We start from the raw sequence: 26,779 nt of genomic DNA on the forward strand, positions 1-26,779 counted from the left end.
AGATCAACTGCTAAAAATCAGCCCAATCGGACACACTTTTTGAGCCTTAACCCGGGAATTTCCAGTGTATATGGGATTCGTGGAGGAAAGCCCAGAGGGCAGTGAGTTGTCACGAATCCTGTCACGAATCTTGGGTGACAGTGCGCTGATTGGTGTGGCAGTTCTTCGCTGAATGGTGTGGTGAGCGATAGCGGCGTGACTTTTTGTCTGAGTCTGTAGTAGGCTGTCTTCACGGATCCCATGTGGCGTCCATCTCGTGAACTCCCCCAGGGCAGGAATGCAGCAAGGGTCAGCGAGCTCTGACGGGTGCGTGGGGTCCCCTTTTTTATCCCCGGCGTTCTTCTGGCACTTGTGGCAAGGTTTCGGGCACTTGTCGACGGTTTCCTGTGACCTATCGATGTTTTTCGGCACTTATCCCCGCGATATTGGCCAGGCCATTTCACCTATCGATGAGCTATTCACTTATGGCCACGCTGCAGCGCATCGATAGGTGAATACCTTGGCCACAAGTGGTCGCCGCTGGTCTGGAAGAATACTGTGCATGAGCGATGCCAACGACATGCGAGTGCCACCACAGGCAACACGAGAACCGCTAGAAACTCCAGAACCACAACAGCCACAGGCCCGAGAAACGCCTGCCCCAATGGGCGTGTGGGACTCCTTCCGGTTCGCGGTTTCCTCGCCGAAGCGCCTGCGCACCGAGCTGCTGGCCGGTGCAGCGGTGTCGTTCGCGCTGATTCCCGAGGTCATTTCGTTTTCCATCTTGGCGGGCGTGGACCCGGCGGTGGGGCTGTTTAGCTCGGTGATTATGGCCATCGTGATTGCCTTCACGGGTGGTCGCCCGGCCATGATTACCGCTGCCGCCGGTTCGGTTGCGCTCGTCGTGGCGCCACTGTCGCGGACGTATGGGATGGATTACCTCATTCCAACGGTGCTGCTCGCGGGCGTGTTGCAGATTGCCTTTGCGGCGCTGGGTATCGCTAAGCTGCAGCGTTTCATTCCCCGCGCGGTCATGATTGGCTTTGTCAACGCGCTGGGCATCCTCATCTTCACCGCGCAGCTGGAGCATCTCATCGATGTGCCGTGGCTGGTGTATCCGCTGGTCGCCCTGGGTATTGCGATTATGGTGTTCCTGCCCCGGGTGTTCACCGCGATTCCGGCTCCGCTGGTAACGGTGCTCGTCGTCACGCTTGTTGCGGTGTTGGCGGACTGGCGCGTGCCGAATGTGAGCGATATGGGCGAGCTCCCGGAATCCCTCCCGCAGTTGCTGATTCCGAATGTGCCTCTGACCTGGGAGACTCTGCAGCTGATTGCGCCGTATTCGGTGGGCGTGGCGATTGTCGGCATCATGGAATCGCTGATGACGGCGAAGCTCGTGGACGACATCACGGACACTCATTCGGACAAGACCCGCGAGACCTGGGGGCTCGGCGTCGCGAACATTGCGGGCGGTTTCTTCGGCGGTATCGCTGGCTGCGCGATGATTGGTCAGACGATGGTGGGTGTGAAGGAATCGTCGGGACGAACTCGCTTGACGACGCTCTTTTCCGGCGTCTTCCTGCTCATTCTGGTCCTTCTGCTCAGTTCTGCAGTCGGCGCGATTCCGATGGCGGCGCTCGTTGCGGTGATGGTTGTGGTGTCGGTGGACACGGTCGATTGGCGTTCGATCTCCCCGCGGACGTTGCGCCTGATGCCGCGTTCGGAGACGGTGGTGATGCTGGTGACGGTCATCGCCACGCTGGCGACGGATAACCTCGCCATCGGCGTGATTTCGGGCGTGGTCGTCGCGTCGCTGATGTTCGCACGCCGTGTCGCTCACCTGGTCACGATCGAAGTGCTTGACGACGACCCCAGCGCCCACTCCCGGACGTACAAGGTGCGGGGGCAGCTGTTCTTCGCCTCCAGTAACGACCTGGTGTACCAGTTCGATTACACCGATCCTGCGCAGCGCATTGTAATCGACATGTCCAAGGCTGAAATCTGGGATGCCTCGACGGTGGCGGCGTTGGATTCGGTACGGGTCAAGTTTGCTGACCGGGGCAAAGAGGTGGAAGTTGTCGGCTTAGAGGGGCCGAGTAAGCAGCGCCTCGATGCTTTGTCGGGGAAGTTGGGCAGCTAAGCTTTCTGGGAGGAAGAGGTAGACGTTGCTAGTCGGGTAACCCATACATCGGACTCCCAGTCCATCGGGCAGGAATACTCGGTGGTGGTCACCATGTCGCGAAGTTTCTTCTGATAGGAGCCATATTCTTCTCGGCCTAGTGTGGACCAGGCCGCTTGTGGTCGGTCAACACCGAAGCGGGCGGCTTCGCGGAAGATATTGATATCCACCGGAATGTGCAGATACGTGTAGACACGCTGCACCAGGGGATGGTCGAGGACCGCAAGGTATTTGAGTGTCATGTTCAACCACTTTTGGGCTTGGCCGTAATGAAAAACAAAGCCTTCGTGGGAAAATTTCTCGAAAGTTTTGCAGGTCTGCTCACACCATTGATAGTGACGTTCGTCGAAATCTTCCTGGGATTCACAGCTGCCGAGGTCGGTGACGAACTCTGCAATAGAGTCGCGCGTTTGTTTCTTCAGCGTCTGCTTGTGAGGGTGCGAGCCAAATCGACGCAGTGTGCGTTGCAGATCTTGATAGGCCCGATTCGCCACGATATTGATTACAGCTGCGCTGCTGACATCGCCGGTGGCAACTATAGGACCGAAGTAGAAAGCGACGAGGTTCTGGCGTTGACTAGTAGGATTCATGGTTAGTTAGACTCCGATCGCATGTTTTGTAGCTCAGCAGGAGTTAGATTGGCGTGCTACGTGCTCTATTGCCTGTTAATGCTGGAGTGTAGACTGCCTAGTGAATCGCTGCGGGTAACTGCGGGAACCGTCGGGAAGCGCGAAGGTGGAACGCAAAAACCGAAAGTTGCTCGCAAAAATCAAGCGGTGAAAAGTCGATGAGCGGAAGGGCTTAAAAGAATGGCCGTGGATTCCTTTGATGTTCAGCAGTTGGCGGCACACAAGGAAGAGTTTGCGAAGGCATATGAGGAACTGAAGTCCCGTAACCTCGCGTTGAATTTGACTCGTGGCAAGCCGTCGTCGGAGCAGCTTGATTTCGCAAACGCCCTGCTGGGTCTTCCGGCGCCGGATTACATTTCGGCTTCCGGGGAGGACGTCCGTAATTACGGCAACGCCAAGGGCATTACTGATATCCGCGCTATCTGGGCGGACCTGATGGATCTGCCGGTGGAAAACGTCCTGGCGCAGGATGCTTCCAGCTTGAACATCCAGTTTGACCTGATTTCGTGGGCCATGCAGTTCGGCAACGTGGACTCGGAGCGCCCGTGGAACGAGGAGCCGGTGCTGAAGTGGCTGTGCCCGGTCCCGGGGTATGACCGCCACTTTGCTATCACGCAGCACTTCGGCATTGAAATGATCCAGGTGCCGTTGAACGAAGATGGCCCGGATATGGATGTCGTGGAGAAGCTGGTGGCCTCCGATCCGCAGATTAAGGGCATGTGGAATGTGCCGATGTTCTCGAACCCGACGGGTGTGACCTACAGCGCTGAGGTCTGCCGCCGCCTGGTTGAAATGGAGACCGCTGCTCCGGATTTCCGCCTGATGTGGGATAACGCCTACATGGTTCATACTCTGACGGATGAGTTCCCGGAGATTCACAACGTCATTAAGTGGGCGGAAGAAGCCGGTAACCCGAACCGCGTGTGGGCTTTCGGCTCGACCTCGAAGATCACCTTCGCCGGTGCTGGCGTAGCTTTCTACGCTTCTTCGGACGCTAACTTGGCGGACTACCTCAAGCACGCTGGTATCCGCGGCATTGGCCCGAACAAGGTCAACCAGCTGGCACACGCCAAGTTCTTCGGTGACGCGGAGGGTGTGCGCGAGCAGATGCGCCGTCACGCGGGTTCGCTGGCTCCGAAGTTTGAGAAGGTGCTGCAGATTTTGGATGAGCGTCTGTCGGAGTACGGCGTGGCAGAGTGGTCGAAGCCGACCGGCGGTTACTTCATCAACCTCGACGTGGTCGATGGCACTGCTCGTCGCGTGGTAGAGCTGGCTAAGGAGGCCGGTATTGCGCTGACCGGTTCTGGTTCGTCCTTCCCGCTGAAGCAGGATCCGAATGACCGCAACATCCGCCTGGCACCGTCGCTGCCTCCGATGGAGGAGCTCGAGGTCGCTATGGACGGCGTCGCTACCTGTGTGCTGCTCGCCGCTGCTGAGAAGGCGACTGCGTAGACCAAGTAGACCAGGCAGGTCGGGATAGGACTATATGAACTTCGAGGAGACGAAGTTTTGGATCTCCGGGCTTTTCCCCGGGGACCCGCAGGTCAGTGAATATGTGACGGAGCTGCCGGCCAGTGGTCGACACGGGCAGGCGCACGATTCGGCTCCGCTTCGAATCGCTGAGTTCTCGCTTTACGACGAGCCGGACGGCCAAGCGAACGAGCGTCGTCCGGAAACGGCAGCCGCCACGGTGGAGTTGGGTCGCAACTACTGTGGCCTAACTGGTGCCGCGCAGACCGATATCCGGGTGGAGCTCTTCGCCGTCGCCTACGCCGATTTTCCCGTGGCCACCATGGTCGCGGCCGCGGGAGCGCTGGTGGAGGAAGAGCCGGAGTTCCTGTCGCCAATTCCGGGCCGTGTTATTCCGAATGCGGTGCGGCTGGCGGCCGATCAGGTTGCTGGGGTAGGGGAGTCGTCGTCAAGCACGGCCTTTACCGTGGCGCACGTGCTGTGTACGGTGCCGTACGTGTGGAGCGACGGGGTGCCGAATGTGTCCGAGATGCCGGGCAAGATCAGCCTGCATGAGGGCGATGCGGAGTCGCCGCAGGGGCGTATGACCACGATGACGCAGCTGGTGCCGATTACGGATGCGGAGCTGGAGTTTTATGAGCAGCAGGGGCCGCAGGCGCTGATGCAGAAGTTGGCGGAAGCGGACGCTGACCTGCGGGATTGGTGTCGTGAGTCGGTTGTTGCCCAGGAGGGTTCGAACTAGCCAATCCGGGGTGGAAGGTAGGCTGAGCACGTGGCTCTGTATAGGAAGTATCGTCCGGCATCGTTCGCCGAAGTGGTGGGGCAGCGGCACGTAACTGACCCGCTGTCGGCGGCGCTGGAATCTCGGGATGCGCAGGGGCGTCCCAACCGCATTAATCATGCGTATTTGTTCTCCGGGCCGCGTGGCTGTGGCAAGACCTCGTCGGCGCGCATTATGGCGCGCAGTTTGAACTGTGCGGAGGGGCCGACGGCGACGCCGTGTGGCCAGTGCGCGTCGTGTCGTGCGTTGGCGCCGGGTGGTCCGGGCAATTTGGACGTAATCGAACTGGATGCGGCTTCCCATAATGGTGTGGAAGATATGCGTGAGCTGCGGGAAAAGGCTATCTTCCAGCCGGCGGAGTCGCGCTACCGCATCTTTATTATCGACGAGGCGCATATGATTACCGCCTCGGGTTTCAATGCGCTGTTGAAGATTGTTGAGGAGCCGCCGGAGCACCTCATCTTCATTTTTGCCACCACGGAGCCGGAGCGTGTGCTGCCGACTATTCGTTCGCGTACGCACCACTACCCGTTCCGGCTTTTGACCCCGCCGGATATGCGTGGGCTGCTTGAGCGCGTGGTCACGGCCGAGGGTGTGCAGGTGGAGCCGGACGTGTATCCGCTGGTCATCCAGGCCGGTGGTGGTTCGCCGCGTGACTCGCTATCGGTTATGGATCAGCTCATTGCTGGTTCCGGCACCGATGGCGTGGACTATGAAACTTCTGCGGCCATCCTCGGTGTCACGGACAGCGTGATCATCACGGATGCGATTGAGGCGCTGGCGGCAGGCGATCGTGCGGCCATGTTTAGCGTGGTCGGGCGCGTGATTATGTCGGGCCAGGATCCGGCTCGGTTTGCCTCGGACCTGCTTGGTCGCGTGCGCGATCTGCTGGTGCTCTCGGCGGTGCCGAATGCGCTGGAGCAGGGTCTGGTTGAGATTCCAGAGAGCCAAATCGACGGTGTCTTGGAGCAGGCCGGGACAATTCCTCCGGCTACCCTGACGCGTTTCACGCAGGTGCTCTCTGACGGCCTGCGCCACTTCCGCGGGGTGACTTCGCCGCGTCTGCTGCTCGAGGTCCTCTGCGCGCGCATGCTCCTGCCCGCCACCGAAGATTCGGTGGAGTCGCTGCTTCAGCGCGTAGAGGCATTGGAGCACGGCAGGCCCGCGCTTGCCGACGGCTCGGGGGCCGCAACCCCCGCAGCGGCACCGGTGTCTTCCGATGCGGCGGGGGCCGATGCTTCGCCGATGCAGTCTGGCCAGTCGGGCCAGTCGGGCCAGTCGGCTCGGGAGGCGTGGCGCCAGCGGAATGCCCAGCGTAAGAAGGGTGCGCAATCGGCGTCGGCCACTCGGAGCGGACGTACTGAGCAGGCGGGACCTGCGGAGGTTCAGGGACAGACACAATCGCAACCCAAGCCAGAATCGCAGCCGGCGGCTCCGGTGTCGCAGGAGCAGCAGTCTGAACCAGCTGCAACAGCAACCGCAGCGCCCACTACGCAACCTACGCAACCTGCGCAACCTGCACAGTCTGCGCCGACCGAATCAGTTGAGCAGTCTCAGCAGGCTGAACAACCGCAGCAGTCGGCACCGACTCAGCAGCCTGAATCGGCTGAGCAGCCGATGTCCGAGGAAGAAGCTCAGGCAGAGAAGATTCGTGAATTCCGTCGGAAGATGGCGGAGCATGCCCGGATTAGCGAGCAGCAGACTCGGGCACAGCTTGCACAGGAACGTGAGCAGCAGACTCGTGAGCGTGAGGGCGAAGGCGGCTCGATGGCGATTGTCGAGGAGGAGCCAGTTGTCTCTGCCCCGCCAGCCCAGCCACCTCAGGCCGCCCAGCCCGAGCCCGAACAGCCCGCCCACGAGCCGGAGCAGGAATCACAGGTTCAGCAAGCACCTGAACCAGCGCCACAACCGGCTCCTGAACCAGCCCCCGCTGGTATCGAGGAAATCCGCCAGCACTGGCAGGAGATTCTCGCAGCCGTCGATGGTTCGCATGCGTTCCCCATTCGCGTACTGGCCGAGCAGGCAGTACCGCTCGATGTTGAAAACGACACGCTCGTCATCGGGCACAGCACGGGGGCGCTCGCTACCAGGCTCAATAGGCCTGATTATGCTCAGGCCCTGTCCGCTGCCGTGAAGCAGGTGACGGGCTTCAACGGCCAGGTGCACTGTGTCGTCGGTACGCGCCCGCGCGCACCGCGTTCAACAGCTACTGGTGGTGGTGCCGGGGAGGATGATTCGTCGTCAAGAGGTTCGTCCTCGCTGAACGACACCGACCCTGCACAGACACCAGCAGCACCCGCACAGCCAGAGCCAGCACCGCACCCTCAACGGTCTTCGGCCTACGCATCTGTCGCGGAGCGTCGCGCAAAAATCGAGGCCGCCAAGCGCGCCGCGATGGGACAGCAGGCAGGCTACGACCAGTCGGCGCAGTCGCATCAGCAAAATCAGCCAAATCAGCTAGCTCAGCCAAGCGAGCTGGCTCAACCGAATCATCCGAACCCGAACCAGAACCAGCAGCCGCAACAGCAACCAAACCAGCCGCAGCCCCAGTCATTCCTGCGCGCAGCCCAGGCCAATGCGCAAGCGAATGCCCAGGCAAACGCCCAAACACAGGCCGATCAGGATTCGGGCTTCGGCGGCGTCCCGCTGCCACCAGAGCCGATGGAGGAGTTCGCTCCGCCGGAAGGCGCAGATGGCTACGGCGCGCACGCGCCGTCCAACACCAACGTCAACGCCAACACCAACGCCAACTACAACACCGCCTACAACCAGGTTCCCCAAAACTCGCAGGACAACAACTACGAAGAGGACACCTCCGAGTATTTCGAGGCCGTGAATGAGGTCGGGTCGCTCGATCACCGTTCGCTAAAGGACGTGGTCATGGAGATGCTGGAAAAGGAGCTGGGAGCCAAACCGCTCAATGACCTCTAGAGCCGTTAGAATGGGGCGGCGACGCGCGTCGTAAAGCATGGGCGATAAGTCCGGGAGCGTGCGCGTAACTACAAATCAGCACGTAAAAAGCACAATAGTTAGGAACGTTAGTTATGACTCAGCCAGATATGAACGCAATTCTGCAGCAGGCACAGCAGATGCAGGCGCAGCTGCAGGCAGCACAGCAGGAGATCGTCGCTTCCACCATCGTCGGTGAGGCTGGCGGCGGCCTGGTCAAGGTGACTATGCAGGGCTCGGGCGAAGTCACGGACATCGCCATTGACCCGAAGGTCGTTGACCCGGAGGACATCGACGGTCTGCAGGACCTGGTCCTCGCTGCTTTCCAGGACGCTACCGCTAAGGTGCAGTCGCTGGCGGAGCAGAAGATGGGCCCGCTGTCGCAGGGCTTCGACGGCCTCGGCGGCCTGGGTTTCTAAATTAGCTGTTCAGGTAAGTATTTCTAGGTAATTATCATTGTTCGAAGGACCACTCCAAGATCTCATTGATGAGTTCTCGCGCCTGCCGGGCATCGGCCCGAAGTCAGCTCAGCGTATCGCTTTCTACCTGATGAAGGCGGAGCCGGAGGACATTGGTCGGCTCCAATCCGCGCTGGGTCGGGTGCGCGAGGGTGTGCAATTCTGCCGGGTCTGCGGCAACATCTCGGAAAACGACGTGTGCCAGTACTGCTCGGACACACGCCGCGACCGAGGCCTGGTGTGCGTCGTCGAAGAGGCGCGCGACATCCAGGCCATCGAGCGCACGGGCGAGTACAACGGTCGCTACCACGTGCTCGGCGGGGCGCTCGATCCGCTCGGCGGCATCGGTCCGAACGAGCTCAACATCCGCACGCTGCTGCAGCGCATCGCAGGCGTGCTTGACGACGTCGACGAGACCCAACCCCCTGAAATCCACGAGGTCATCATCGCGACTGACCCCAACACCGAGGGCGAAGCGACCGCGACCTATTTGGCCAGGCTGTTGCGGGACTTCCCGGATCTCGAGGTCACTCGGTTGGCCTCCGGCATGCCGCTGGGCGGCGACTTGGAGTTCGTCGATGAACTCACTTTGTCCCGCGCGCTGACGGGCCGGCTGAAGGTCTAGGCGCAACACCGGCCCCGTCCAGTCAGCCCGGCCGGTCGCGCGAAACCACAGAAACTAGCGCTCGCTCTTCGGCCGTGGCTTGGACAGGATGCGCTCTTCGCGCAGCTTGTCCACAACCTCGATGTCCAGCGGAGCCAGGCTCGCCAGGTCCTGGCCGGTTGCGCGGGCCAGCAGCAGATCAGCAAGCTGCGGATTGCGAGCCAGCACCGGTCCGTGCAGGTAGGTGCAGATAATCGAGCCCTGCACCGCGCCCTCGGCGCCACCGGCAGGCGTAAGTGCAGAAACGTCCACTCCCGGAGCAATCCCGGAGTCCGCCTGTTCCACTTCCGGGCCGGAGTTGCCGACGCCACGGACAACACGACCAAGTGGCTTCGCATCGGTACCCAGGGTCGTGCGACCCATATGGTTTTCGAAACCAGTCAAAGGGCTGGCATCGACGTCGTCAAGCAAACCGTTCGCGGGATCGACGAGCGTGCAGATTTCGCCGATTGCGCGCGATTCCAGCGAATCGGTGGTGCAGTCGACAAGGCCGAGACCTGCGACATCGCGTCCGCCCGCGCGGAAAGAATTGCCGAAAATCTGGAAGCCCGCGCAAATCGCCAGAATCTGCTTGCCGGCTGCGGCGGCCTTCTTAATGCCGCCGTCGTTAATCAGATGCTCCACCGCGATAGTCTGCGCGACGTCCTCGCCGCCGCCGACGGTGTAAATATCGAGGTCGGTGGGGACGGGATCGCCGAGCTTAATCGGGACGATTTCGGCATCAATCCCGCGTATCCGCGCGCGTTGCCGCAGCACCAGCGCATTTCCGTCATCGCCATAGGTGCCCAGGACGTCCGGGAGGATCAGGCCGATAGACAGCTCGCTCATTTACTTTTCCTCCTGTGCTCGTTCGATGTCGCGCTTCAGATCGCGGAAGGCGGTGTAGTTCGCCAGCACCTCAACTCGGGTAACGCTTGACGACGACCCCCGCGCCTCACACGACCGGATCGCCTGCAGCGGATTTGCGACCAACCTCGCATCGATGCCCGCATACAGCAACCGCACCGCGAGGTCAGTTCCGCGTTCGCCTGCGGACAACACATCCATGCCGTCGAAGTCCTCGAAGCGGACATCCCACAGCCAGGACAAATCCTCGCCGTCGGCGACGTGACCGTTGACCGCGATGACCACTGCATCCGCGGTGCGGTCGACCATCGACAGCGCCTCCTGCCAGCCGGCCGGGTTCTTGGCCAGCAGCATGCGGACGTGCTTCTCGGCGCCCTTGTCATCCCGCACAATCATGGTGGAGTAGCGACCCGCGACGTTGTCGACGGTCTCGGTGGCGCGGAGGGATTTCTCCAGGTCCGCGCCCATATCGACCGCGCCCGCAATTGCCATGGTGGCGTTGCCACGGTTGGCGTTGCCCGGCAGTGTGAGGTTCATCGGCAGGGTATCGCCAGCAGGCGTGATGACGCCCTCCGCAGTGATGCGGTAGTCCGGTTCTGGGCGCTTGAACTCTGAGCCGTCCGGGAGTGGCTTCACGGCATACCAGTTGTGGCCGTCCTGGATGATGGGGCCGCCGGTGCGCGGGGAAGAGGTGGCATCGTTGGTCCAGCCACCGCCCGCGGAGACCCAAACAACCTTCTTGGCGTCCCACGCAGCCGATGCGATGAGTGGGTCGTCGCAGTTGGCGATGACCGTCGCCTGCGGGTTCGCATCCACCGCAGCGCGGAGTGTGGCCTCAATCTTGTTGATCTCGCCGACGCGGTCGAGCTGGTCGCGGGAAAGGTTCAGCAGCACCAGGACCTGCGGTGTCAGATCATTTGCGATGTGCGGAACGTGCAGCTCATCGACCTCCAGGACCAGGCTGTCCGCATCGGGAGTGGCGAGCAGCGCGGAGATGATGCCCGCGTCCATGTTGTCGCCACCCTCGTTGGTGGCCACATTGTGGCCAGCGGCGCGCATGGCGGCCGCGAACATGCGGGTGGTAGTGGACTTGCCGTTGGTGCCAGTGATGATTGCGGCCGGGCGTCCCTTACCGAGGGAAGCCAGAATGCGCGGGTCAATCTTCTGCGCAATCAGGCCACCGATCATGCCGCCCGCGCCGCGACCGGACTTTCGGGAGGCCCAGGTGGCGGCGTGAGCGGCGGCAGTCGCAAACCGTGCGCGCAGGCTCGGGGAGCTTGCACGGTCGCGACTGTGGTCACTTACGTCATTATGTGAAGTGCCTTCTTTCATAACTGTGTATTTTACTGTGAATAATTCGCAGAACGAATGCGCTGGGCATAAAGCCCTAGCCCTACTTCTCCATCTCGCCGACCAGCCGCAAAAACGCCTCATCGGAAACAATCGGAATGTCCTTCCGATGCGCATGCATGGCCTTGCCCGTCAGTTGATCCGGCGTCACATCCGCCGGCCGGTTACACACCAGCACTGACGACTCGCGAGTGACCTTCTCCGAGTACGCCAGCCCAGCCCGCACACCCGCCGCAATCAGCTCATCCGGGTCCAGCGATACCTCTGGCGCCACGACGAATTCCATACCCTCCATAAGCTTCCGCCCCGGCGTGTAGCGGCCGGGATTTTCTACCGGTCGCGGTGCCTCCATTGCGTCGACACGCACTGCCGAGCGCTGCAGGCCCACAATGTCCTCGCGCAGCTGGTCGGGCGTGTACATGTTCAGGGTTGCGCCCTCGTCCAGCCCGCCTTGTGCGCGGAACAGCGCAAGCGTGGTGGTGACATCATCCAACGTCCGCACCCGCTCCGGCACCGAGATGCCGGCAATCGACGCCTCGGGTGAAGGCACATCGAGGCCGTAGGCGCGCGCGACAGCGCGCAGGCGTGCGTCGTCAAGCCGTTTTCCCTGGCGACGCGCCGTTTCCAACGTATCGGCAATCCGTGCCGGCGCCGGAATTCGCGCGACGCGAGTGCGCGTACGACGACGACCCCGCTTATTCCGCGCGGATCGCTCACGATTCGCTTGACGACGGGCCCTCTTGGCCTCGGTAACTATAAAACCCCAGACCAGCGGCGCATTATGAGCAACCAACGTGCGCCCATCGAGCGCGTGCGCGAGCTTGGCCTGGATTACCCCGAACTTCGGAGCCCCCTCGAAGTCCGCGGGCTCGAGGCCGTGGAGATGCGTCGGGCCGGGGTCTTCGGTGGGATCGATGACGACATGCCAGGTGTCGACGATGTTGCCACTCTCATCGGCTGTGGACACTCCCAGACTGACCAGCCGAGACGTCTTGGGATGGATGCCCGTGGCCTGGATGGACACGATTGCGTAGGGAGCTTCCTCCGCCGAGGAGAACTGTTTGTGCTCGTCAGCGGCCTTTGTGGCGGCGGTTTCGGTTGGGGCGGTTGCTGGTGTTTTCGCTTTCGCTCCCGACGCGCGTTGAGAACGGCGACGATTCCGCCGCCGCCTCTTCGTCTGAGAAGAGGCCCCAGTCGCTTTGCGCTCCTCGCGCGCCGATTCAGTCATGCCTCAAGACTAGCGGGTGCGCTCACCCGCGGAGAAAGTGACCAGCTTTATAGCACCTTAAGCAAAATTTTTGCGACGAAACTGCTATAAACCTGGTCAGTAACTTGGGTGCCTAATCGGAAGGACCGGGGGCCGGTCACACGGGTCCGATAAGCCACGCAAACTACAAAAAACCACACAAGTCCCAAAGTTTCTCCCCCGGCGGGGTGCTTAGCCGAAAAGGAATGGAACCGTAAGGACGATTTCTGCGCCTTATTAAATAGGGGCCACTAAATAGGGCCACGAACCAAGGCCACGAACAGGGGCCGAAATTACTACGGCAGGGCAATAACCACAGGGCGGGGGAGAAATGGGCAACAGGAAACGTAAGCAGCTGGTGGCGGATCAGTATGGAATCATTAGGCCGGACAACCAGCCGGGGGACGGATACCGCGAGGTCGCAAAGCAAACGCGGGCCGGTTATCTGGAGCGACTTTGCCGAGGCCACTATGTAGCCGCGCAAGCCTGGGAAGGGCTCCACCGCGAGGAACGCCTGGCTATTACTGCTTTGGCGGTGGTCTCCGAGACGTCGTCAGGCGTTATATCGGGAGCTGCAGCGCTGGCCTTGCACGGTTCGTGGGTGCTGGTGCGCGACGCGAAGATCGTGGTCGTGGGCGGGAGTCAGAAGTTCCACGGCATCGACTATTGCATGCGCCTGCGCTCGGAGATCCACCTGGATCACACGCAGGGGCTCGCGGACCGGCGGGTGGCGGTGCTCGCGCGTGCGGCGTTCGATGAGTGTCGCGTCCGGTTCAGGCAGAAGGGGCCGGAGTCCGTGTCGTGGCGGGCGGCAGTGTTGGCCGTCGAAGGTGCGCTGCGACATGGCGCCACGCGCGATCAGTTTGAGGAGATGCCAGCGCATTATCCCAGCGTGCGGGGCCAAGAGCTGTTTCACCGTGCGCTTGCGGTCTGTCATGGTCGCTGCGAAACGCCCGGTGAGGCGCTGACTAAAGCCGCTCTTCTCGAGCTCGGCCTGAAGTTCCACGAGCAAGCCGAAATTTGGACTCGCGGCACCAGCCACAATCCGCCGCATTTTCTCGCCCGCGTGGATTTTTATATCCCCGACCTGCTGCTTGTCGTGGAGTTCGATGGCCACATCAAGTATTCGGCGAGCGAGGTCGCGCCGACGCCTGCGGCCCAGTCCGAGCTGCTCACGCGGGAGACCTACCGTGAGCGTTCGCTGCGCACAACGGGGCTCGATGTCGCGCGGGTGGTGTGGAAAGAAGTGGAATCGCACGCCATTCGCTTATCGACGCTCCGTTCAATCCTCATCGAGCGCGAACGCGTCGTAGCCGCAGGTGGGGTGACTTTTCGTGCGGATGTGCGCAATGCCGGTCCGTTGATTGGGTAGCGGGGCCAAGGAGCTGTTGGATAATTGGGCCGCTGGATAGTTTGCCCCAAAAAGAAACTGACCCGGTCTATAGCAGATTCGGCCTCAAATTCGGGCCGGAAGCGCAATAAACCTGGTCAGTAACTCTGTGGAGTTTAAGCCAGAGCGCGGTTGACCGCGCTGGTGACTGCCTTCAGCGATGCGTAGGTGATGGAACCGGCGATGCCGGAGCCCCAGACCTTGGTGCCATTGACATCTGCGAGGACGTAGGCCGCTGCCTCGGCGTCGTCACCTGCGGTGCGAGCGTGCTGGACGTACTCCTGAACCTCGACATTGATGCCGAGCTTCTCCAGCGCGTTGGCGTAAGCGGCCAGCGGGCCGTTGCCGACACCCTCGACGGTCTGCTCCTTGCCCTCGTAAACGATGTGAGCCTTGATCTTGGTGGCGTCCGACTCGTTCTGAGCTGCATCAACAGTCAGAGCAATCTGCTCGAGCGGTGCCTCGCGGTCCAGGTACTCACCGGCGAAGATGTCCCAGATGGCCTTGGAGTTGACCTCGCCGCCTTCGGCATCGGTGACAGCCTGAACGACGGAGGAGAACTCGACCTGCATGGAGCGCGGCAGATTCATGCCGTGGTCGGTCTTCATGATGTAGGCCACGCCGCCCTTGCCGGACTGGGAGTTCACGCGGATAACGGCCTCGTAAGAACGACCGACGTCCTTCGGGTCGATAGGCAGGTAAGGAACTTCCCAGGTCACCTCGCGCATTTGTTCGTCGGAAAGCTCCTTGACAGCAGCGCCCGGGCGGACCTTGTCCGCCATTGCGTCGAGGCCCTTGTTCACGGCGTCCTGGTGGGAACCGGAGAAAGCCGTGAAGACCAGGTCGCCGCCGTACGGGTGGCGCTCCGGAACGCGCAGCTGGTTGCAGTACTCGACGGTACGGCGAATCAGGTCGATGTCGGAGAAGTCGATTTGCGGGTCGACGCCCTGGGTCAGCATGTTCAGGCCCAGGGTGACCAGGCAGACGTTACCGGTGCGCTCGCCGTTGCCGAAGAGGCAGCCCTCGATGCGGTCGGCGCCGGCCATGTAGCCCAGCTCGGCGGTGGCGATGCCGGTGCCGCGGTCGTTGTGGGGGTGCAGGGACAGAATGATGGAGTCGCGGCGGTTGAGGTTGCGGTGCATCCACTCGATGGAGTCTGCGTAGACGTTCGGAGTGATCATCTCCACGGTCGACGGCAGGTTGATGATGATCGGGTTCTCCGGCGTCGGGTCGATGACATCCACCACGGCGTCGACAACTTCCTTGGCGTACTCAACCTCGGTGCCGGTGTAGGACTCCGGTGAGTACTCCCAGCGCCAGTTGGTGTCCGGGTAGTCCTTTGCGATGGTCTTAATCAGCTCCGCCGCGTCGGTGGCAATCTTCTTAATCGCGTCCTTGTCCTTACGGAACACAACATCGCGCTGCAGAATCGAGGTGGAGTTGTAGAAGTGAACGATGACATTCTTCGCGCCGGCACATGCCTCGAAGGTGCGGCGAATCAGGTGCTCGCGAGCCTGGACCAGAACCTGGATGGTGACGTCGTCCGGGATCATGTTCTTCTCAATGATCTCGCGCACGAAGTTGTAGTCAGTCTGGGAAGCGGACGGGAAGCCGACCTCAATTTCCTTGTAGCCCATCTGGACCAGCAGCTCGAACATGCGGCGCTTGCGCTCCGGGCTCATCGGGTCAATCAGTGCCTGGTTGCCGTCACGCAGGTCGACGGCACACCACACCGGTGCCTTGGTAATGCGCTTGTCCGGCCAGGTGCGATCCTTCAGCTGGAAGTCCTGAACTTCCTGGTCGTATGGCAGGTAACGGTTGGTTGCCATCTGGGAGTTGCGCTGCTTGTTCCAAGCAGGCTGTCCTTCCGGAATCTCGCCAGCGGGAGTGGAGATTACAGAGGGAGCGGAAATAAAAGCATCAGAGGGAGTCATGTTGTGGGCCTTTCTAATTCGGACTTTTCTTGTAGGCCGGCACAACTAACTCCGCGACGGGGAGCCGGCCTTAAATCCAAGCCCCGCCGCGGCATAGAAGCAGTAGTCCGCGTTGCATGTGATGTACCTTACCCTGATGGTGTGCTGAATTTCATCATTCGGGGGATTTGCGGGGTGAAAAGGCGCTGAGATTCCGGTCGAGTGAAAGCCTCCGAGGTCTTGGCAATGGTGTCGCCGAAAGTGAATGGCGTTGTGGTCAGTCGACCCGGCCAGCCCCACCCGGCCAGCCTCGCCCACTGAACCCACCGAACCCACCCATCAATAGTTCTAAAACTAGTACCAATGTATTTAGCGGGGTAAAGATGATAGCGTCCTAAAGGTGCAAACTAGCTGGTCTATTCTTAAGCGAGACTTGCGCCGTCTCCGCAATAGCCCAAGAGTGTGGGTCATCGTCATCGGCGTGATGATTACCCCTGCCTTGTATTCCTGGTTCAACATCCCGGGTTTCTGGGATCCGTACGAGCACACCGAGAACATCGGTGTGGCAATTGTGAATGAGGACAAGGGCGCGAGTTCCACGGTTACTGGAAGCCTTAATATCGGTCACCAGGTGGTCAAACAACTAAAAGAAAATCATGAACTTGGCTGGCAGTTCTCCGATGCCGAGAAAGCAGAACGAGACCTAAAGCGCGGTAAGGTCTATGCCTCAATCACTATTCCGCCGAATTTCTCGCAGGAAATGGTCGACCTGATTCAGGGGCAGGGACATCCGGCGAAGCTCAAATACAGCGCCAACCAAAAGATCAATGCGATCTCGCCGCACATTACAGCGCAGGGTGCGTCTGGCATCGATGGTCAGATTTCCGCAGCCTTCAATAAGGAAATCGCGAAAGCCGTCACCGAGCAGGTCAAGGAAGCCGGCGGTCAAATGCAGGGCCGGTTCGATGCTGCTCGACTCAATTCCGCCGACGCTTTCCAGGATGTCGCTGATGCGGTGGCTAGTAGTCGTGATGAAGTCGGCGCTATCCAGGAGCAGATTGGCGATCTGCAGCCGACGATTGCGCAGATCAAGAAAACTCTTGGCAGCGTAGATACGGCCCTCGACGATGCCCAAGATGCGTTGACGCAGGTGCAGGCAATCACTGGCGAACTCAACAACGAGGTCCTGAATTTCTCCGCGGATCTCAACGATGCCTACCTGCAGGGCAGTACCGCTCTGGTCGAGGGCACCGGTAACGCCAATGCCGCAATCGGCGCGATGACCGGCAATCTGCAGGGCGCAATTGCCCGTTCGGGTTCGGCTACAGCTGCGGCGGAGGACATCGTCAAGCAGGCGGATCAGGTCATTGGTGGGCTGAATTCGCTGTTGGATGCCAGCCCCCTCAACGAGCAAGATAAGCAGGCCATTCAACGCACGATTGATGCCCTCAGCGAAAGCAACGCCACCAATAAAGAGCTGGTGGAGGGCCTGAAGAATGTCTCTGGCTCGGCGCAGGGAACTCTCGACTCCCTCAACGCCACCAGCGAGGCGTTGGCGCAGGCCACTAAGGATGGCAAGGCTGCCTCGGATCAGATCCGCCAGGCTTCCCAGGACGCACTCCCGCAGTTGAGCAGGGCGCTTAATCAGCTCAACGCGCGCGTGGGTTCGTACGCGGCGGCGCTCGGCGCGCAAAAAGACACCGTCCAGGAAACGTCCGCGCTTCTCGACGCTACGAGTGGGCAGCTTTCCGCTGCGACTCAGGTCCTCGAGAGCTTCAAGGCTGACCTTGATGGCGTACGCGATGGCCTGGAAACCGCGCGTCTCGATGTTCTTACCCTGGGTACTAACGAAGAGCGCGAAGCCATGAACATGGTCAATGACCTCGACCCCGAGGGAATTTCGCAGTTCCTGAGCGATCCGGCCGAAATCCGGACTGAGGCCGTGTTCCCGGTGGATCACTACGGTTCGGGTATGGCGGCGCTGTTTACCAACCTGTCGTTGTGGATTGGTGCGTTCATCCTGATTGTGATTTTCCGCGTGGAAGTTGATGCGGAAGGTTTCAAGGAAATCACGGTCGGCCAGGCGTACATGGGCCGCACCTTGCTGCTGGGCATCATCGCTATTTTCCAGGCGCTGATTGTCTCGATCGGTGACATCGTCATTGGTGTTCAGAATGTCAGCGCGGTTGCGTTCGTCCTCACCTGTGTCGTGGTGGAGTTATGTTATCTCGCCATTATTTACAGTTTGGTGGCGGCATTTGGGCACGTGGGACGCGGTATCGCCGTGGTGCTCGCGTTTATCCAAATCCCTGGTGCCGCCGGTCTCTATCCAATTGAGATGACTCCGGACTTCTTCCAGGCACTGAATCCGTTCTTGCCGTTGACCTACGGTATTGATGCTCTCCGCGAGACTATTGGTGGTTTCTACTCGAACTACTACCTGAAGAACATGCTCACCTTGATGGTCATGGCAGTGATCGCCTACGTGGTGGGCTACTGGCTGCGCCGCAGCTTGTCCTCGGTCAACATCTTGGTTAACCACCAGCTTGAAGAGGGCGGTCTGGTCAACAACGAAGAAGTCCACCTGGTCGGTAGTGGGTACAAGCTCAGTGACCTGGTCTTCGCGCTGCGCAACCGCGAGGAGTACCAGACGCGAGTCGATGAGCGGATGGAGAACCTGCGTGGCAGTTACACGCTGTTCATGCGCATTGCCATTGGTGTCGCAGTGGTCGCCCTGGTGGTACTGGGTATTCTGGCCCGCAACTACCCGAATCAGAAGGCCCTGTTCTTCGGTCTAGCCTGCGTGTTCGTACTGCTCTGTGTCGGCTATGTCGCTGTTCGTGAGTACGTCAAGCAGTCTGTGATTCACGCCCAGGAACTCAGCGAGCTGTCGGAGGAAGAGCTGCGCGCCTACATGGAGCACCAGACTTCCCATCCGCATGCGTACTCGTTGGAAAATGCTGGCGATACGTTTGAGCCACAGACGAAGGTGTCGTCGGCAAGCGTGAAGACTTCCCCAGAAGGTGAAGCCTAATGAGAAACGTTCTTGAAATTGTGCGGAACGACTTTCGGGTGATCCGCCAGAACACGATGACCGGCATCATGGTTTTCGGTCTGGCACTGATTCCGCTGCTGTTCACCTGCTTTAACGTGCTGGCCAGCTGGGAACCGTTTGAGAACACCGAGAAGCTGAAGATTGCGGTCGCCAGTAATGACCGCGGCCATCGCACGGATATTGGTGCGATTGACCTCAACTTGGGCAATGAGGTGCTGTCGAAGCTGAGCCGTAATCACGACATTGACTGGCGGATTACGAATTCCGATGACGCCATCGATGGCACCAAGTCCGGTGACTACTACGCGGCAATCGTGCTTCCGGAGAACTTCAGTACCGAACTGATGACCTTCTACGTCCGCGGTACCGAGGCGCCGACGCTGACGCTGTATACGAATGAGAAGAAGAACGCGCTGTCGTCGATCATTACGGGCAAGGGTGCCAGCGGCGTTATTCAGGAGATTGATAAGAACTTCACGCAGGTCGTCGCCAGCGTTGGTTTGGGCGCAATCACCTCGCTGGATGAGTACCTGGACACCTCCGACTCCAAGCAGGCACTGACGCGCGTGCAAAACCGCGTTGATGACACCGCCGCGCGACTGCGCACCGGTGCGCAGACTGCTCGTTCGCTGTCCACACTGGTGGAGACCACCGTGCCGCTGGTGGAGACCGCGGATTCCATTTTGGAAAACGCTGGTGCACGGATGGATGGTCTGCGCAGCGGTGCCAGCGATGGCAATGCAGCCAGCGATCTGGAAGCCGCGGTCGGCAATGTTCGCGGCTCGGTTAGCACGGCGCTCGACGCAACGCAGGCGAGCTACGAAGGCGTGCGCGACCGGGTCAACGAGCTTGTCGACGGCACCCAGGCCACCAGCAGCGCTACCGCGGATACCTTTGATGCGATGGCGGCCAAGTTCGGCCAGCAGGCCGATGGTCTGACTGCGATGCGCGACCGCCTGGAAGACACCGTTGGACCAGCGGTTCCGGATGTTGCCAAGCCGGGCTATGATCGCGCTATCTCGGACTTGAATGCCTCCATTGCTCGCACCCGCGGCCTGCAGGAGAGTTTCTCCGCCGTGGCGGCGGATTTGCGTGGTGGCCGGGATACGGGATCGTCGATAAGCCAGGCGAAGAATGCGTTTACGGCTGCGATTGCCGCAGTCCAAAATGCCAAGAACTCCTACGAACAGAACCTGCGCCCGCAGATCGACGCGCTGTCGGAGCCGGTGTCGCGACTGAGCAATGACATCGAGGTCATTGGCGAGGACATTCGTGGCATCCGAGGTACGCTTTCTGGTTCGCCGGTGGATACGCTGCGTAAGACCAGCGCTGCCACGATGGGCTTGAGCAACCGCTTTGATGATCTGGCCGCTCGCTTCGATGAGATCCACAACGCGCTGGAAGAGGCGAAGGACACCGGTGATCTCTCGCGCATTGCCGCGGCCATCGGTGACGACCCCAGTGCGCTGGCAGCGCAGTTGGCCGCGCCGGTGCAGGTCGAGGAAGACCCCGTCTTCCCAGTCCAGAGCTTCGGTGCGGGCATGGCGCCGTTCTATGCGACACTCGCACTGTGGATCGGTGCGCTGCTGTCGTCAGTGCTGATTCGCACCACGGTGCGTAGCCGCGGCGCTCAGAAGGTCGGCGACGAGGTCGAGGCCGCGCTCGATGATGCGCAGAGCGATGAGGCGCTCGATGATGCTGACGCTGAGGCCGACGAGTCCAGCGACCAGCAAATCAACGCTGCCCAAACCGATGACTACACCCGCGTCGAGAAGTACTTCGGCCGGTTCGCCACCTTCGCCACCGTTGGCCTGGTTCAGGCCACGCTGATGGTGTTGGGACTCCAGGTGTACGTGGGCATCGATCCCGCACACCGATTCCTGATGCTGCTGGCCGGCTGGATAATCTCGCTGGTATTCATGATGATCGTCTTCTCGTTCGTCTTCACCTTCGACAACGCCGGCAAGGCCATCTGCGTGCTGCTATTGGTGATGCAGGTATCGGCCGCGGGCGGTGCGTATCCGCTGCCATTGGTGCCGCAGTGGGTCCAGAATATTGGTCCCTGGCTACCGGGCACTTACGCAATTGATATGTTCCGCAGCTCAATTGCCGGTATCTATGAGGCCGATTACTGGAAGCTGATGTTCATGTTGGCGCTGTTCATCATCCCGTCGCTGATCTTGGCGCTTGGCCTCCAGCGCATCTTTGAAAAGGGAATCAACGATATTAAGAAGGCCATCGAGGAGACGAAGGTGATGGCCACCTCGTAAGCGGCCTATTCCTTCGGCTCGTCCTTCTCCGCCTCGCTCTCGCCGTCGCGCGAGAGCTTCCGCAGCCACCAAATCAGCAGCGCAATAATCACGGCAGCCGCTGCCAGGATGGCCCACATCCACCACTGCCACTGCGAACCGCTGCCGTCGAACACGGATTCCTCGTCAGGATCCATCGGCACCTGGTGCCCCGTCACCAGAAGGCGGTGTGTATTAACGCCGTAAGGCGTGCACGTAATCAACGTGATCAGGTCTTCTCCGGGGACACGTCGTAAAGCATCGGTTTCATCCGGCTTTACGACGGCTACGTCGTGGACCTCATACTTCAACTTGTGGCCCGCGACTGCGATGTAGAACGCGTCGCCCTTTTTCACTTTGGTGAGGTTGTCCCACAGCGTCGCATTTTGCAGACCCGTATGCGCAGACAGTGACGCGTGGCGACCTTCGCCGTTACCCACGCCGCCGACCGGGAAGTCGGTGCCATAGAGGTGTCCGACACCCCGTTGCAGCGCCTTTTCCGACGTGCCGTGGAAAATGGGCAGGTCAGAGTTGATGGACGGGATGACGATGCGGCCGAGTGCGTCGGTGTCGGCGAGTACGTCGAGGTAGTGGCGATACCGCTGGTACTCGGGCGAGGACTCGTCATCGGTGGTGGTCCAGGCGTCGGTGGGGTTGACCTCGCCGAGTCTGGCGTTGTACTCGTGGGCCTCGTTCCAGGCGGTGTCCAAGACCTCGGGAGGGGCGGCTTTTTCCAGTTTGGAGTACTCATCCGCAGCGCGGGACTGCTGGAAGTTGTTCCACTGCGTTGCGACAACCGGGTACAGCAGCACACCCAAACCGACAATGATTAGCAGCAGGGCGATGATGGTGTTCGAATTGAGCTTCTTGCCCTTTTGTTTGCTGTTTTGTTTGCTTTTCATAGCGGCTTTGGGGCTTTCTCTCCTGGAGCAGTTCCCGATTGGGGACCGCTAGGCCGACGAATCCTATGTATTAATCACCAATGTAGGTGATGTGGTGTGGCGGGGTGGTGGAGTCGGTGGTGTCGGTGGTGTTGGCGGTGTTGGAGGTGTTGGTTGCGGTGGCCTCTGCCGGCCGGGCTGCCAGGGCAATCGTTGCGGCAATCATGGTTGCCAACGCGATAAACAGTGCCACCCACTGCACACCAACGGCCTGGAAGCGTTCGCCCAGGACGATGTATCCCAAGGTGAAGGCCACAATCGGTTCGACCACGGTCATCGCTGGTAGCGATGCCTGCAGGGGGCCGGCGTTGAAGGCGGCCTGCTGCAGGCCGACACCGATGACCGCCAGCGCCACGAGTAGCCAGAGTTCCCAGGAAAGCAGGAGTTGGACCAGTCCATCGTTGACATAGGTATCAATCACGGACTTGGACAGGAGTGCGACGAACCCATACAACCAGCCGGTTGCCGTTCCGAGCAATAGGGCTTTCGGGTTTTGACGCAGAATTCCTCGCTGTTTTGTACCTGTGCTACCGCTGGGACCGTTGCTGCCTGCGCTACCTCCCATGCCTGTGTTGGGCCACTGAACTGCGGCAGCGTAAAGCCCGCAGGTGACCACGCCACCGGCGGCAAGAGCCCATCCCCACAGGTAGGTAGGAATATCGGTGGAGCCGGCAGTCGGCTTGCCGAGCAATACCAACGTCGCCACCGCAAAAGTAAGCGCTACCGACCAGATCATCTCTGACCGCGAAATCCGCCGACCATTCACCTTCGCTGCCAGCGGGAGTGTGAGCATCAGCTTCATAACCAACAACGGCTGTACCAGGAGCAACGTGCCAAACGCCAACGCTGCGACCTGAAATACATACCCGGCAATCGCCAAAGTTGAGCCTAGCCACCAGCGTGGCAGCTTCAGGGTCTTCGCCACTCCGCGAAGTGTGCTGGTGCCCTCTTCCAGTGTTCCGGAGAGATTGTGGCGGATGACGGTTCCCCACGCGATGCTGAGTGCAGACAGCAGAGCCAGTATCGCAGCGAGAAGGTCATTGTTCACGTAGGAAATGCTAGGCATGCAACACTTGTCATGTCCACTTCGCAGGGTTTAGCGGGGCAGTGCTTGGTGTCGCATTTCTCGCCGCATTCCCCGTCGCATTCCCCGTCGTGCCTCGGAAAATAGCTGACTCGACCGAGAAACTGGCTGAGCCCGGGAGTTCGGGAGTGAAACTGGCTGAGCCCGGAGTTCTTGGCACAGTACCGAGAGTTACTGACCTGGTTTATAGCAGTTTTGACGAGTTTCAGGCCTGATTTTTGCTATAAGCTTGGTCAGTTTCAAATTTGCAGCCCGCAGCCGCGTCCGATTCACACCCAACCACACCCCGCAAACCCCCACGCAGCCCACTCCAAAACCCCCACGCAACCCCCACAAGCTACGTTTTGGTAACCCACTATGTAATTACGAATGCAACTCAAGTAAATTGAATCAATAATAGTTACGTGCATATAGTTGCCTAGTTTTTGGAGGTTGCCGACCATGGCACTGGTTGTGCAGAAGTACGGTGGTTCATCCCTGGAGAGCGCCGAACGCATTCGTCGTGTTGCAGAACGAATTGTGGAAACCAAAAAGCAGGGCAATGACGTCGTGGTTGTGTGCTCGGCAATGGGCGACACCACCGATGAGCTTCTGGACCTCGCTGAGCAGGTCAACCCGGTCCCGCCGGGACGCGAGATGGATATGCTCCTGACCGCCGGTGAGCGTATTTCTAATGCGCTGGTCGCTATGGCGATTGCAAGCTTCGGCGCTTCGGCCCAGTCCTTCACCGGATCGCAGGCCGGTGTGATTACTACGGAGCGCCACGGCAACGCCCGCATTATTGAGGTCACTCCGGGTCGTGTCCGCGAGGCCCTCGATGAAGGCCATATCTGCCTGGTGGCCGGTTTCCAAGGCGTCAACCGCGAGACCAAGGACGTCACTACGCTGGGTCGCGGTGGCTCGGATACCACTGCGGTTGCTCTCGCTGCAGCGCTGGAGGCAGACGTCTGCGAGATTTACTCCGACGTGGATGGCGTGTACACCGCAGACCCGCGCATCGTGCCGGATGCCCAGCGCTTGGACACCATTTCCTTCGAAGAGATGCTGGAAATGGCCGCGGTCGGCGCGAAGATTTTGCAGCTGCGAAGTGTCGAATACGCCCGCGCGTTTAATGTCCCGTTGCGTGTGCGTTCGTCGTATAGCAATGACCTTGGCACCCTTGTTGATGGATCGATGGAGGATATCCCTATGGAAGAAGCAGTTCTGACTGGTGTGGCGCATGACCGCTCCGAAGCGAAGGTGACCGTGCTGGGCATTCCGGATGATCCGGGCCAGGCGGCGAAGATGTTCCGCGCGGTTGCGGATGCGGAGATTAACATCGATATGGTACTGCAGAACGTCTCCACCATCGCGGACAACCGCACTGACATCACTTTTACGTGCCCGCGCGAGGACGCTCCGAAGGCGATGGCGTTGCTGAAGAAGCTGCAGGCTGACAACGACTGGAAGGACGTGCTTTACGACGATCACGTGGGCAAGGTCTCCCTAGTCGGTGCTGGCATGAAGTCCCACCCGGGTGTGACCGCTACGTTCTGTGAGGCGCTCGCTGATGAGGGCGTGAACATCGACCTGATCTCCACCTCTGAGATTCGCATCTCGGTGCTGGTTAATGACCAGGATGTCGATAAGTCTGTGAAGGCTCTGCACGACGCTTTCAATCTCGGTGGCGACACTGAGGCTGTTGTTTACGCTGGTACGGGACGTTAAGGAGTTCTTATGACCACGATTGCTGTTGTTGGTGCCACTGGCCAGGTTGGCCGTGTGATGCGTACGCTGCTGGCGGAGCGTGATTTCCCGGCCGATAAGGTTCGTTTCTTCGCTTCTGCTCGTAGTGCGGGCAAGGAGTTGGAGTTCCGCGGCGAGAAGATTGTCGTCGAGGATGTCGCGGCTACTTCTGACGAGGACCTGAAGGGCATTGATGTCGCGGTGTTCTCCGCTGGCGGCACGCTGTCGAAGGAGCAGGCTCCGCGTTTTGCGGCTGCTGGCGCTGTTGTTGTTGATAACTCGTCGGCGTGGCGTAAGGATCCGGAGGTCCCGCTGGTGGTCTCCGAGGTAAACCCGGATGCGTTGCAGGACATTCCGAAGGGCATTGTCGCCAATCCGAACTGCACCACGATGGCCGCGATGCCGGTTCTCAAGCCGCTTCACGACGAGGCCGGGTTGCAGCGTCTGCGTGTGTCCTCCTATCAGGCGGTCTCGGGTTCGGGCCTTGCTGGTGTGAATACTCTGGCTGGCCAGGTGCGCGAGAACATCGACAACCTGGAGAAGCTGACCACTGATGGTTCGGCTCTGGTTGCGGAGGACTTTGGTCCGTATGTCGCCCCGATTGCTTTCAACGCGCTGCCGGTGGCTGGAAACTTTGTTGATGACGGTTCACTGGAGACCGATGAGGAGCAGAAGCTCCGCAATGAGTCCCGCAAGATTCTGTCTATCCCTGAGCTGGCTGTTGCTGGTACTTGTGTGCGCGTTCCGGTGTTCACTGGCCACACGCTGGTGATTCACGCTGAGTTTGAGAATGCTCTGTCCGTAGAGAAGGCAACCGAACTGCTGGAGTCCGCGCCGGGCGTGAAGGTCGTCGACGTTCCGAATCCGCTTGCCGCCGCTGGTGTGGATGAGTCCCTGGTGGGTCGTATCCGTGTCGATCAGTCGGTTCCGGAGGGGCGTGGCCTGGTGCTGGTTGTCTCTGGCGACAATCTGCGTAAGGGCGCTGCTCTGAATACCATCCAGATTGCGGAGTTGTTGGTCGCTGACCAGTAGTTGAGCGCAGTACTTAAAAGCGCAAAAAGTTAAGCCTCGGCACTTAGCGAACTTCGTGCTCTCAATGACAACTACTCCCCACTAGTCGGTAACTGATTTCTCAGTCCAACTAATGGGGAGCAGTTCACATTTGTTGCGGTAGGGGGCCTATTTTTTTCTTATTGACGCCCACGCTTTCCGCTTGGCTGCAGCGCCAGCGGAATGTGAGATTGTGCGAGCGCAGTGCTGGGGGGATTGCGTCACGGGAGGCGCCGGCGCCCTATTTGGCGGCGTGAGGATGTGCAGATGTCGCTAGACCGGGAATGCGTGGCCGACGGCGCCGTATTTGGGGCGCTAGCAGGGGTGAATGTCGCTAGAACGGGAATGCGTTAAAGACACTGATTTGCAGCTCCGCAAAACTGCAGGTCAGGGAATTGTCGCAAAATTCGGAGGCGCGCCTGTGTTGAAAGATTCCCGTTCTAGCGACATTTCGACCTTCGAAGTGCAACTTTTCCGACAGTTGGTGCCACGAGTTGCAATAGCGCGAGCATCTCGGCACTGAGAGCCAGGGTGGCGAGGGTGGCTAGGGTGGCCAGGGCGGTGACAGTGGCCAGGGTGGCTAGGGTGGCCAGAGTGGCGTCGGGTGGCCAGCGTGGCGACGGTGGCCAGGGCGGCGATGGAGTCGGTAGCGGCCGAGCAGGAAGCGGACTAACTTAGGGTAGCCTGTTGTGTGGTTAGCCTTACCTGTGTAATATAGACCCGATTACTGTGTTGGCCGTAGCCGAAAGAGGCCATCAGTCTCTTGGGGCTACGGGTACTTT

Annotated in this window: 18 protein-coding genes and 1 other RNA gene; 12 read left to right on the forward strand and 7 right to left on the reverse strand. The window is 60.2% G+C overall.

Annotated features, from left to right (window positions below):
• Positions 1-230 precede the first annotated feature (230 nt).
• Together ffs and Q0U90_RS09795 are read left to right on the forward strand one after the other, a co-directional pair.
• An RNA gene (gene ffs, locus Q0U90_RS09790) (signal recognition particle sRNA small type) lies at positions 231-325 on the forward strand.
• 318 nt (positions 326-643) lie between these two features.
• Positions 644-2,119: a SulP family inorganic anion transporter gene (locus Q0U90_RS09795; RefSeq protein ID WP_297454399.1), complete on the forward strand. Its 1,476-nt coding sequence runs from the start codon at positions 644-646 to the stop codon at positions 2,117-2,119.
• Here Q0U90_RS09795 and Q0U90_RS09800 read toward each other — a convergent pair.
• Positions 2,116-2,748: a hypothetical protein gene (locus tag Q0U90_RS09800; RefSeq protein WP_297454352.1), complete on the reverse strand. Its 633-nt coding sequence runs from the start codon at positions 2,746-2,748 to the stop codon at positions 2,116-2,118. The two genes, Q0U90_RS09795 and Q0U90_RS09800, sit on opposite strands and share 4 nt — an antisense overlap.
• 219 nt (positions 2,749-2,967) lie before the next feature.
• On the opposite strand from Q0U90_RS09800, the gene Q0U90_RS09805 reads away from it, so the two are divergent.
• The 5 genes from Q0U90_RS09805 (at position 2,968) to recR (ending at position 9,070) form a co-directional block, all read left to right on the forward strand.
• Complete coding sequence (locus Q0U90_RS09805; protein WP_297454355.1) at positions 2,968-4,239, forward strand: aminotransferase class I/II-fold pyridoxal phosphate-dependent enzyme; 1,272 nt, start codon at positions 2,968-2,970, stop codon at positions 4,237-4,239.
• 34 nt (positions 4,240-4,273) lie between these two features.
• Positions 4,274-4,999, forward strand: a complete 726-nt coding sequence (locus Q0U90_RS09810; RefSeq protein ID WP_297454357.1) for a suppressor of fused domain protein — start codon at positions 4,274-4,276, stop codon at positions 4,997-4,999.
• Positions 5,000-5,029: 30 nt separating this feature from the next.
• Positions 5,030-7,969, forward strand: coding sequence for a DNA polymerase III subunit gamma and tau (locus Q0U90_RS09815; protein WP_297454360.1), 2,940 nt, complete (start codon positions 5,030-5,032; stop codon positions 7,967-7,969).
• Between the two features lie 113 nt (positions 7,970-8,082).
• The gene (locus tag Q0U90_RS09820; RefSeq protein ID WP_297454363.1) at positions 8,083-8,406 is read left to right on the forward strand and encodes a YbaB/EbfC family nucleoid-associated protein; all 324 of its coding nucleotides are present in this window, start codon (positions 8,083-8,085) and stop codon (positions 8,404-8,406) included.
• Positions 8,407-8,443: 37 nt separating this feature from the next.
• Positions 8,444-9,070 (forward strand): recombination mediator RecR, encoded by a 627-nt coding sequence (gene recR, locus Q0U90_RS09825; protein ID WP_048759224.1) that lies wholly within the window; start codon positions 8,444-8,446, stop codon positions 9,068-9,070.
• A gap of 54 nt (positions 9,071-9,124) precedes the next feature.
• Here the strand turns inward: recR and Q0U90_RS09830 are convergent, their stop codons facing one another.
• The 3 genes from Q0U90_RS09830 to Q0U90_RS09840 form a co-directional block, all read right to left on the reverse strand.
• Positions 9,125-9,937 carry a glutamine amidotransferase gene (locus Q0U90_RS09830; RefSeq protein ID WP_297454367.1) on the reverse strand — a complete coding sequence of 271 codons (813 nt, stop codon included), beginning with the start codon at positions 9,935-9,937 and terminating at the stop codon, positions 9,125-9,127.
• On the reverse strand, positions 9,938-11,287 hold the full coding sequence (locus tag Q0U90_RS09835; protein WP_297454369.1) for a MurT ligase domain-containing protein: 1,350 nt from the start codon (positions 11,285-11,287) through the stop codon (positions 9,938-9,940).
• A 61-nt stretch (positions 11,288-11,348) separates the two neighbouring features.
• A complete protein-coding gene (locus Q0U90_RS09840; protein WP_297454370.1) occupies positions 11,349-12,533 on the reverse strand; it encodes an exonuclease domain-containing protein in 1,185 nt (394 codons plus the stop codon).
• Positions 12,534-12,882: 349 nt separating this feature from the next.
• Between Q0U90_RS09840 and Q0U90_RS09845 the strand changes: the two genes are divergently transcribed.
• A complete protein-coding gene (locus tag Q0U90_RS09845; RefSeq protein ID WP_297454373.1) occupies positions 12,883-13,923 on the forward strand; it encodes a hypothetical protein in 1,041 nt (346 codons plus the stop codon).
• Between the two features lie 134 nt (positions 13,924-14,057).
• Here Q0U90_RS09845 and leuA read toward each other — a convergent pair whose 3' ends face one another.
• On the reverse strand, positions 14,058-15,875 hold the full coding sequence (gene leuA, locus Q0U90_RS09850) for a 2-isopropylmalate synthase (protein ID WP_297454376.1): 1,818 nt from the start codon (positions 15,873-15,875) through the stop codon (positions 14,058-14,060).
• Positions 15,876-16,254: 379 nt separating this feature from the next.
• On the opposite strand from leuA, the gene Q0U90_RS09855 reads away from it, so the two are divergent.
• Both Q0U90_RS09855 and Q0U90_RS09860 read left to right on the forward strand, forming a co-directional pair.
• Complete coding sequence (locus Q0U90_RS09855; RefSeq protein ID WP_297454379.1) at positions 16,255-18,888, forward strand: YhgE/Pip domain-containing protein; 2,634 nt, start codon at positions 16,255-16,257, stop codon at positions 18,886-18,888.
• Entirely contained in the window at positions 18,888-21,179 is a 2,292-nt protein-coding gene (locus tag Q0U90_RS09860) for a YhgE/Pip domain-containing protein (RefSeq protein WP_297454381.1), read from the forward strand. The genes Q0U90_RS09855 and Q0U90_RS09860 overlap by 1 nt, the downstream gene beginning before the upstream one ends.
• A 5-nt stretch (positions 21,180-21,184) precedes the next feature.
• On the opposite strand, the gene Q0U90_RS09865 is transcribed toward Q0U90_RS09860, so the two are convergent.
• Together Q0U90_RS09865 and Q0U90_RS09870 are read right to left on the reverse strand one after the other, a co-directional pair.
• Positions 21,185-22,099, reverse strand: coding sequence for a class C sortase (locus tag Q0U90_RS09865; RefSeq protein ID WP_297454384.1), 915 nt, complete (start codon positions 22,097-22,099; stop codon positions 21,185-21,187).
• 70 nt (positions 22,100-22,169) lie between these two features.
• Positions 22,170-23,186 carry a DMT family transporter gene (locus Q0U90_RS09870; protein ID WP_297454387.1) on the reverse strand — a complete coding sequence of 339 codons (1,017 nt, stop codon included), beginning with the start codon at positions 23,184-23,186 and terminating at the stop codon, positions 22,170-22,172.
• Positions 23,187-23,663: 477 nt separating this feature from the next.
• On the opposite strand from Q0U90_RS09870, the gene Q0U90_RS09875 reads away from it, so the two are divergent.
• Both Q0U90_RS09875 and Q0U90_RS09880 read left to right on the forward strand, forming a co-directional pair.
• Positions 23,664-24,929 carry an aspartate kinase gene (locus Q0U90_RS09875; RefSeq protein ID WP_297454391.1) on the forward strand — a complete coding sequence of 422 codons (1,266 nt, stop codon included), beginning with the start codon at positions 23,664-23,666 and terminating at the stop codon, positions 24,927-24,929.
• 9 nt (positions 24,930-24,938) lie between these two features.
• A complete protein-coding gene (locus Q0U90_RS09880; RefSeq protein ID WP_297454395.1) occupies positions 24,939-25,979 on the forward strand; it encodes an aspartate-semialdehyde dehydrogenase in 1,041 nt (346 codons plus the stop codon).
• The last annotated feature ends 800 nt before the right edge of the window (positions 25,980-26,779 follow it).

This window comes from uncultured Corynebacterium sp., assembly GCF_946998835.1.
GTDB lineage: Bacteria > Actinomycetota > Actinomycetes > Mycobacteriales > Mycobacteriaceae > Corynebacterium.

Bases quoted from the DNA above. Each gene is read 5' to 3' on its own strand.
- Q0U90_RS09795 (WP_297454399.1), top strand. From the start codon at position 644: ATGGGCGTGTGGGACTCCTTCCGGTTCGCGGTTTCCTCGCCGAAGCGC.
- Q0U90_RS09800 (WP_297454352.1), bottom strand. From the start codon at position 2,748: ATGAATCCTACTAGTCAACGCCAGAACCTCGTCGCTTTCTACTTCGGT.
- Q0U90_RS09805 (WP_297454355.1), top strand. From the start codon at position 2,968: ATGGCCGTGGATTCCTTTGATGTTCAGCAGTTGGCGGCACACAAGGAA.
- Q0U90_RS09810 (WP_297454357.1), top strand. From the start codon at position 4,274: ATGAACTTCGAGGAGACGAAGTTTTGGATCTCCGGGCTTTTCCCCGGG.
- Q0U90_RS09820 (WP_297454363.1), top strand. From the start codon at position 8,083: ATGACTCAGCCAGATATGAACGCAATTCTGCAGCAGGCACAGCAGATG.
- Q0U90_RS09830 (WP_297454367.1), bottom strand. From the start codon at position 9,937: ATGAGCGAGCTGTCTATCGGCCTGATCCTCCCGGACGTCCTGGGCACC.
- Q0U90_RS09835 (WP_297454369.1), bottom strand. From the start codon at position 11,287: ATGAAAGAAGGCACTTCACATAATGACGTAAGTGACCACAGTCGCGAC.
- Q0U90_RS09840 (WP_297454370.1), bottom strand. From the start codon at position 12,533: ATGACTGAATCGGCGCGCGAGGAGCGCAAAGCGACTGGGGCCTCTTCT.
- Q0U90_RS09845 (WP_297454373.1), top strand. From the start codon at position 12,883: ATGGGCAACAGGAAACGTAAGCAGCTGGTGGCGGATCAGTATGGAATC.
- leuA (WP_297454376.1), bottom strand. From the start codon at position 15,875: ATGACTCCCTCTGATGCTTTTATTTCCGCTCCCTCTGTAATCTCCACT.
- Q0U90_RS09860 (WP_297454381.1), top strand. From the start codon at position 18,888: ATGAGAAACGTTCTTGAAATTGTGCGGAACGACTTTCGGGTGATCCGC.
- Q0U90_RS09865 (WP_297454384.1), bottom strand. From the start codon at position 22,099: ATGAAAAGCAAACAAAACAGCAAACAAAAGGGCAAGAAGCTCAATTCG.
- Q0U90_RS09875 (WP_297454391.1), top strand. From the start codon at position 23,664: ATGGCACTGGTTGTGCAGAAGTACGGTGGTTCATCCCTGGAGAGCGCC.
- Q0U90_RS09880 (WP_297454395.1), top strand. From the start codon at position 24,939: ATGACCACGATTGCTGTTGTTGGTGCCACTGGCCAGGTTGGCCGTGTG.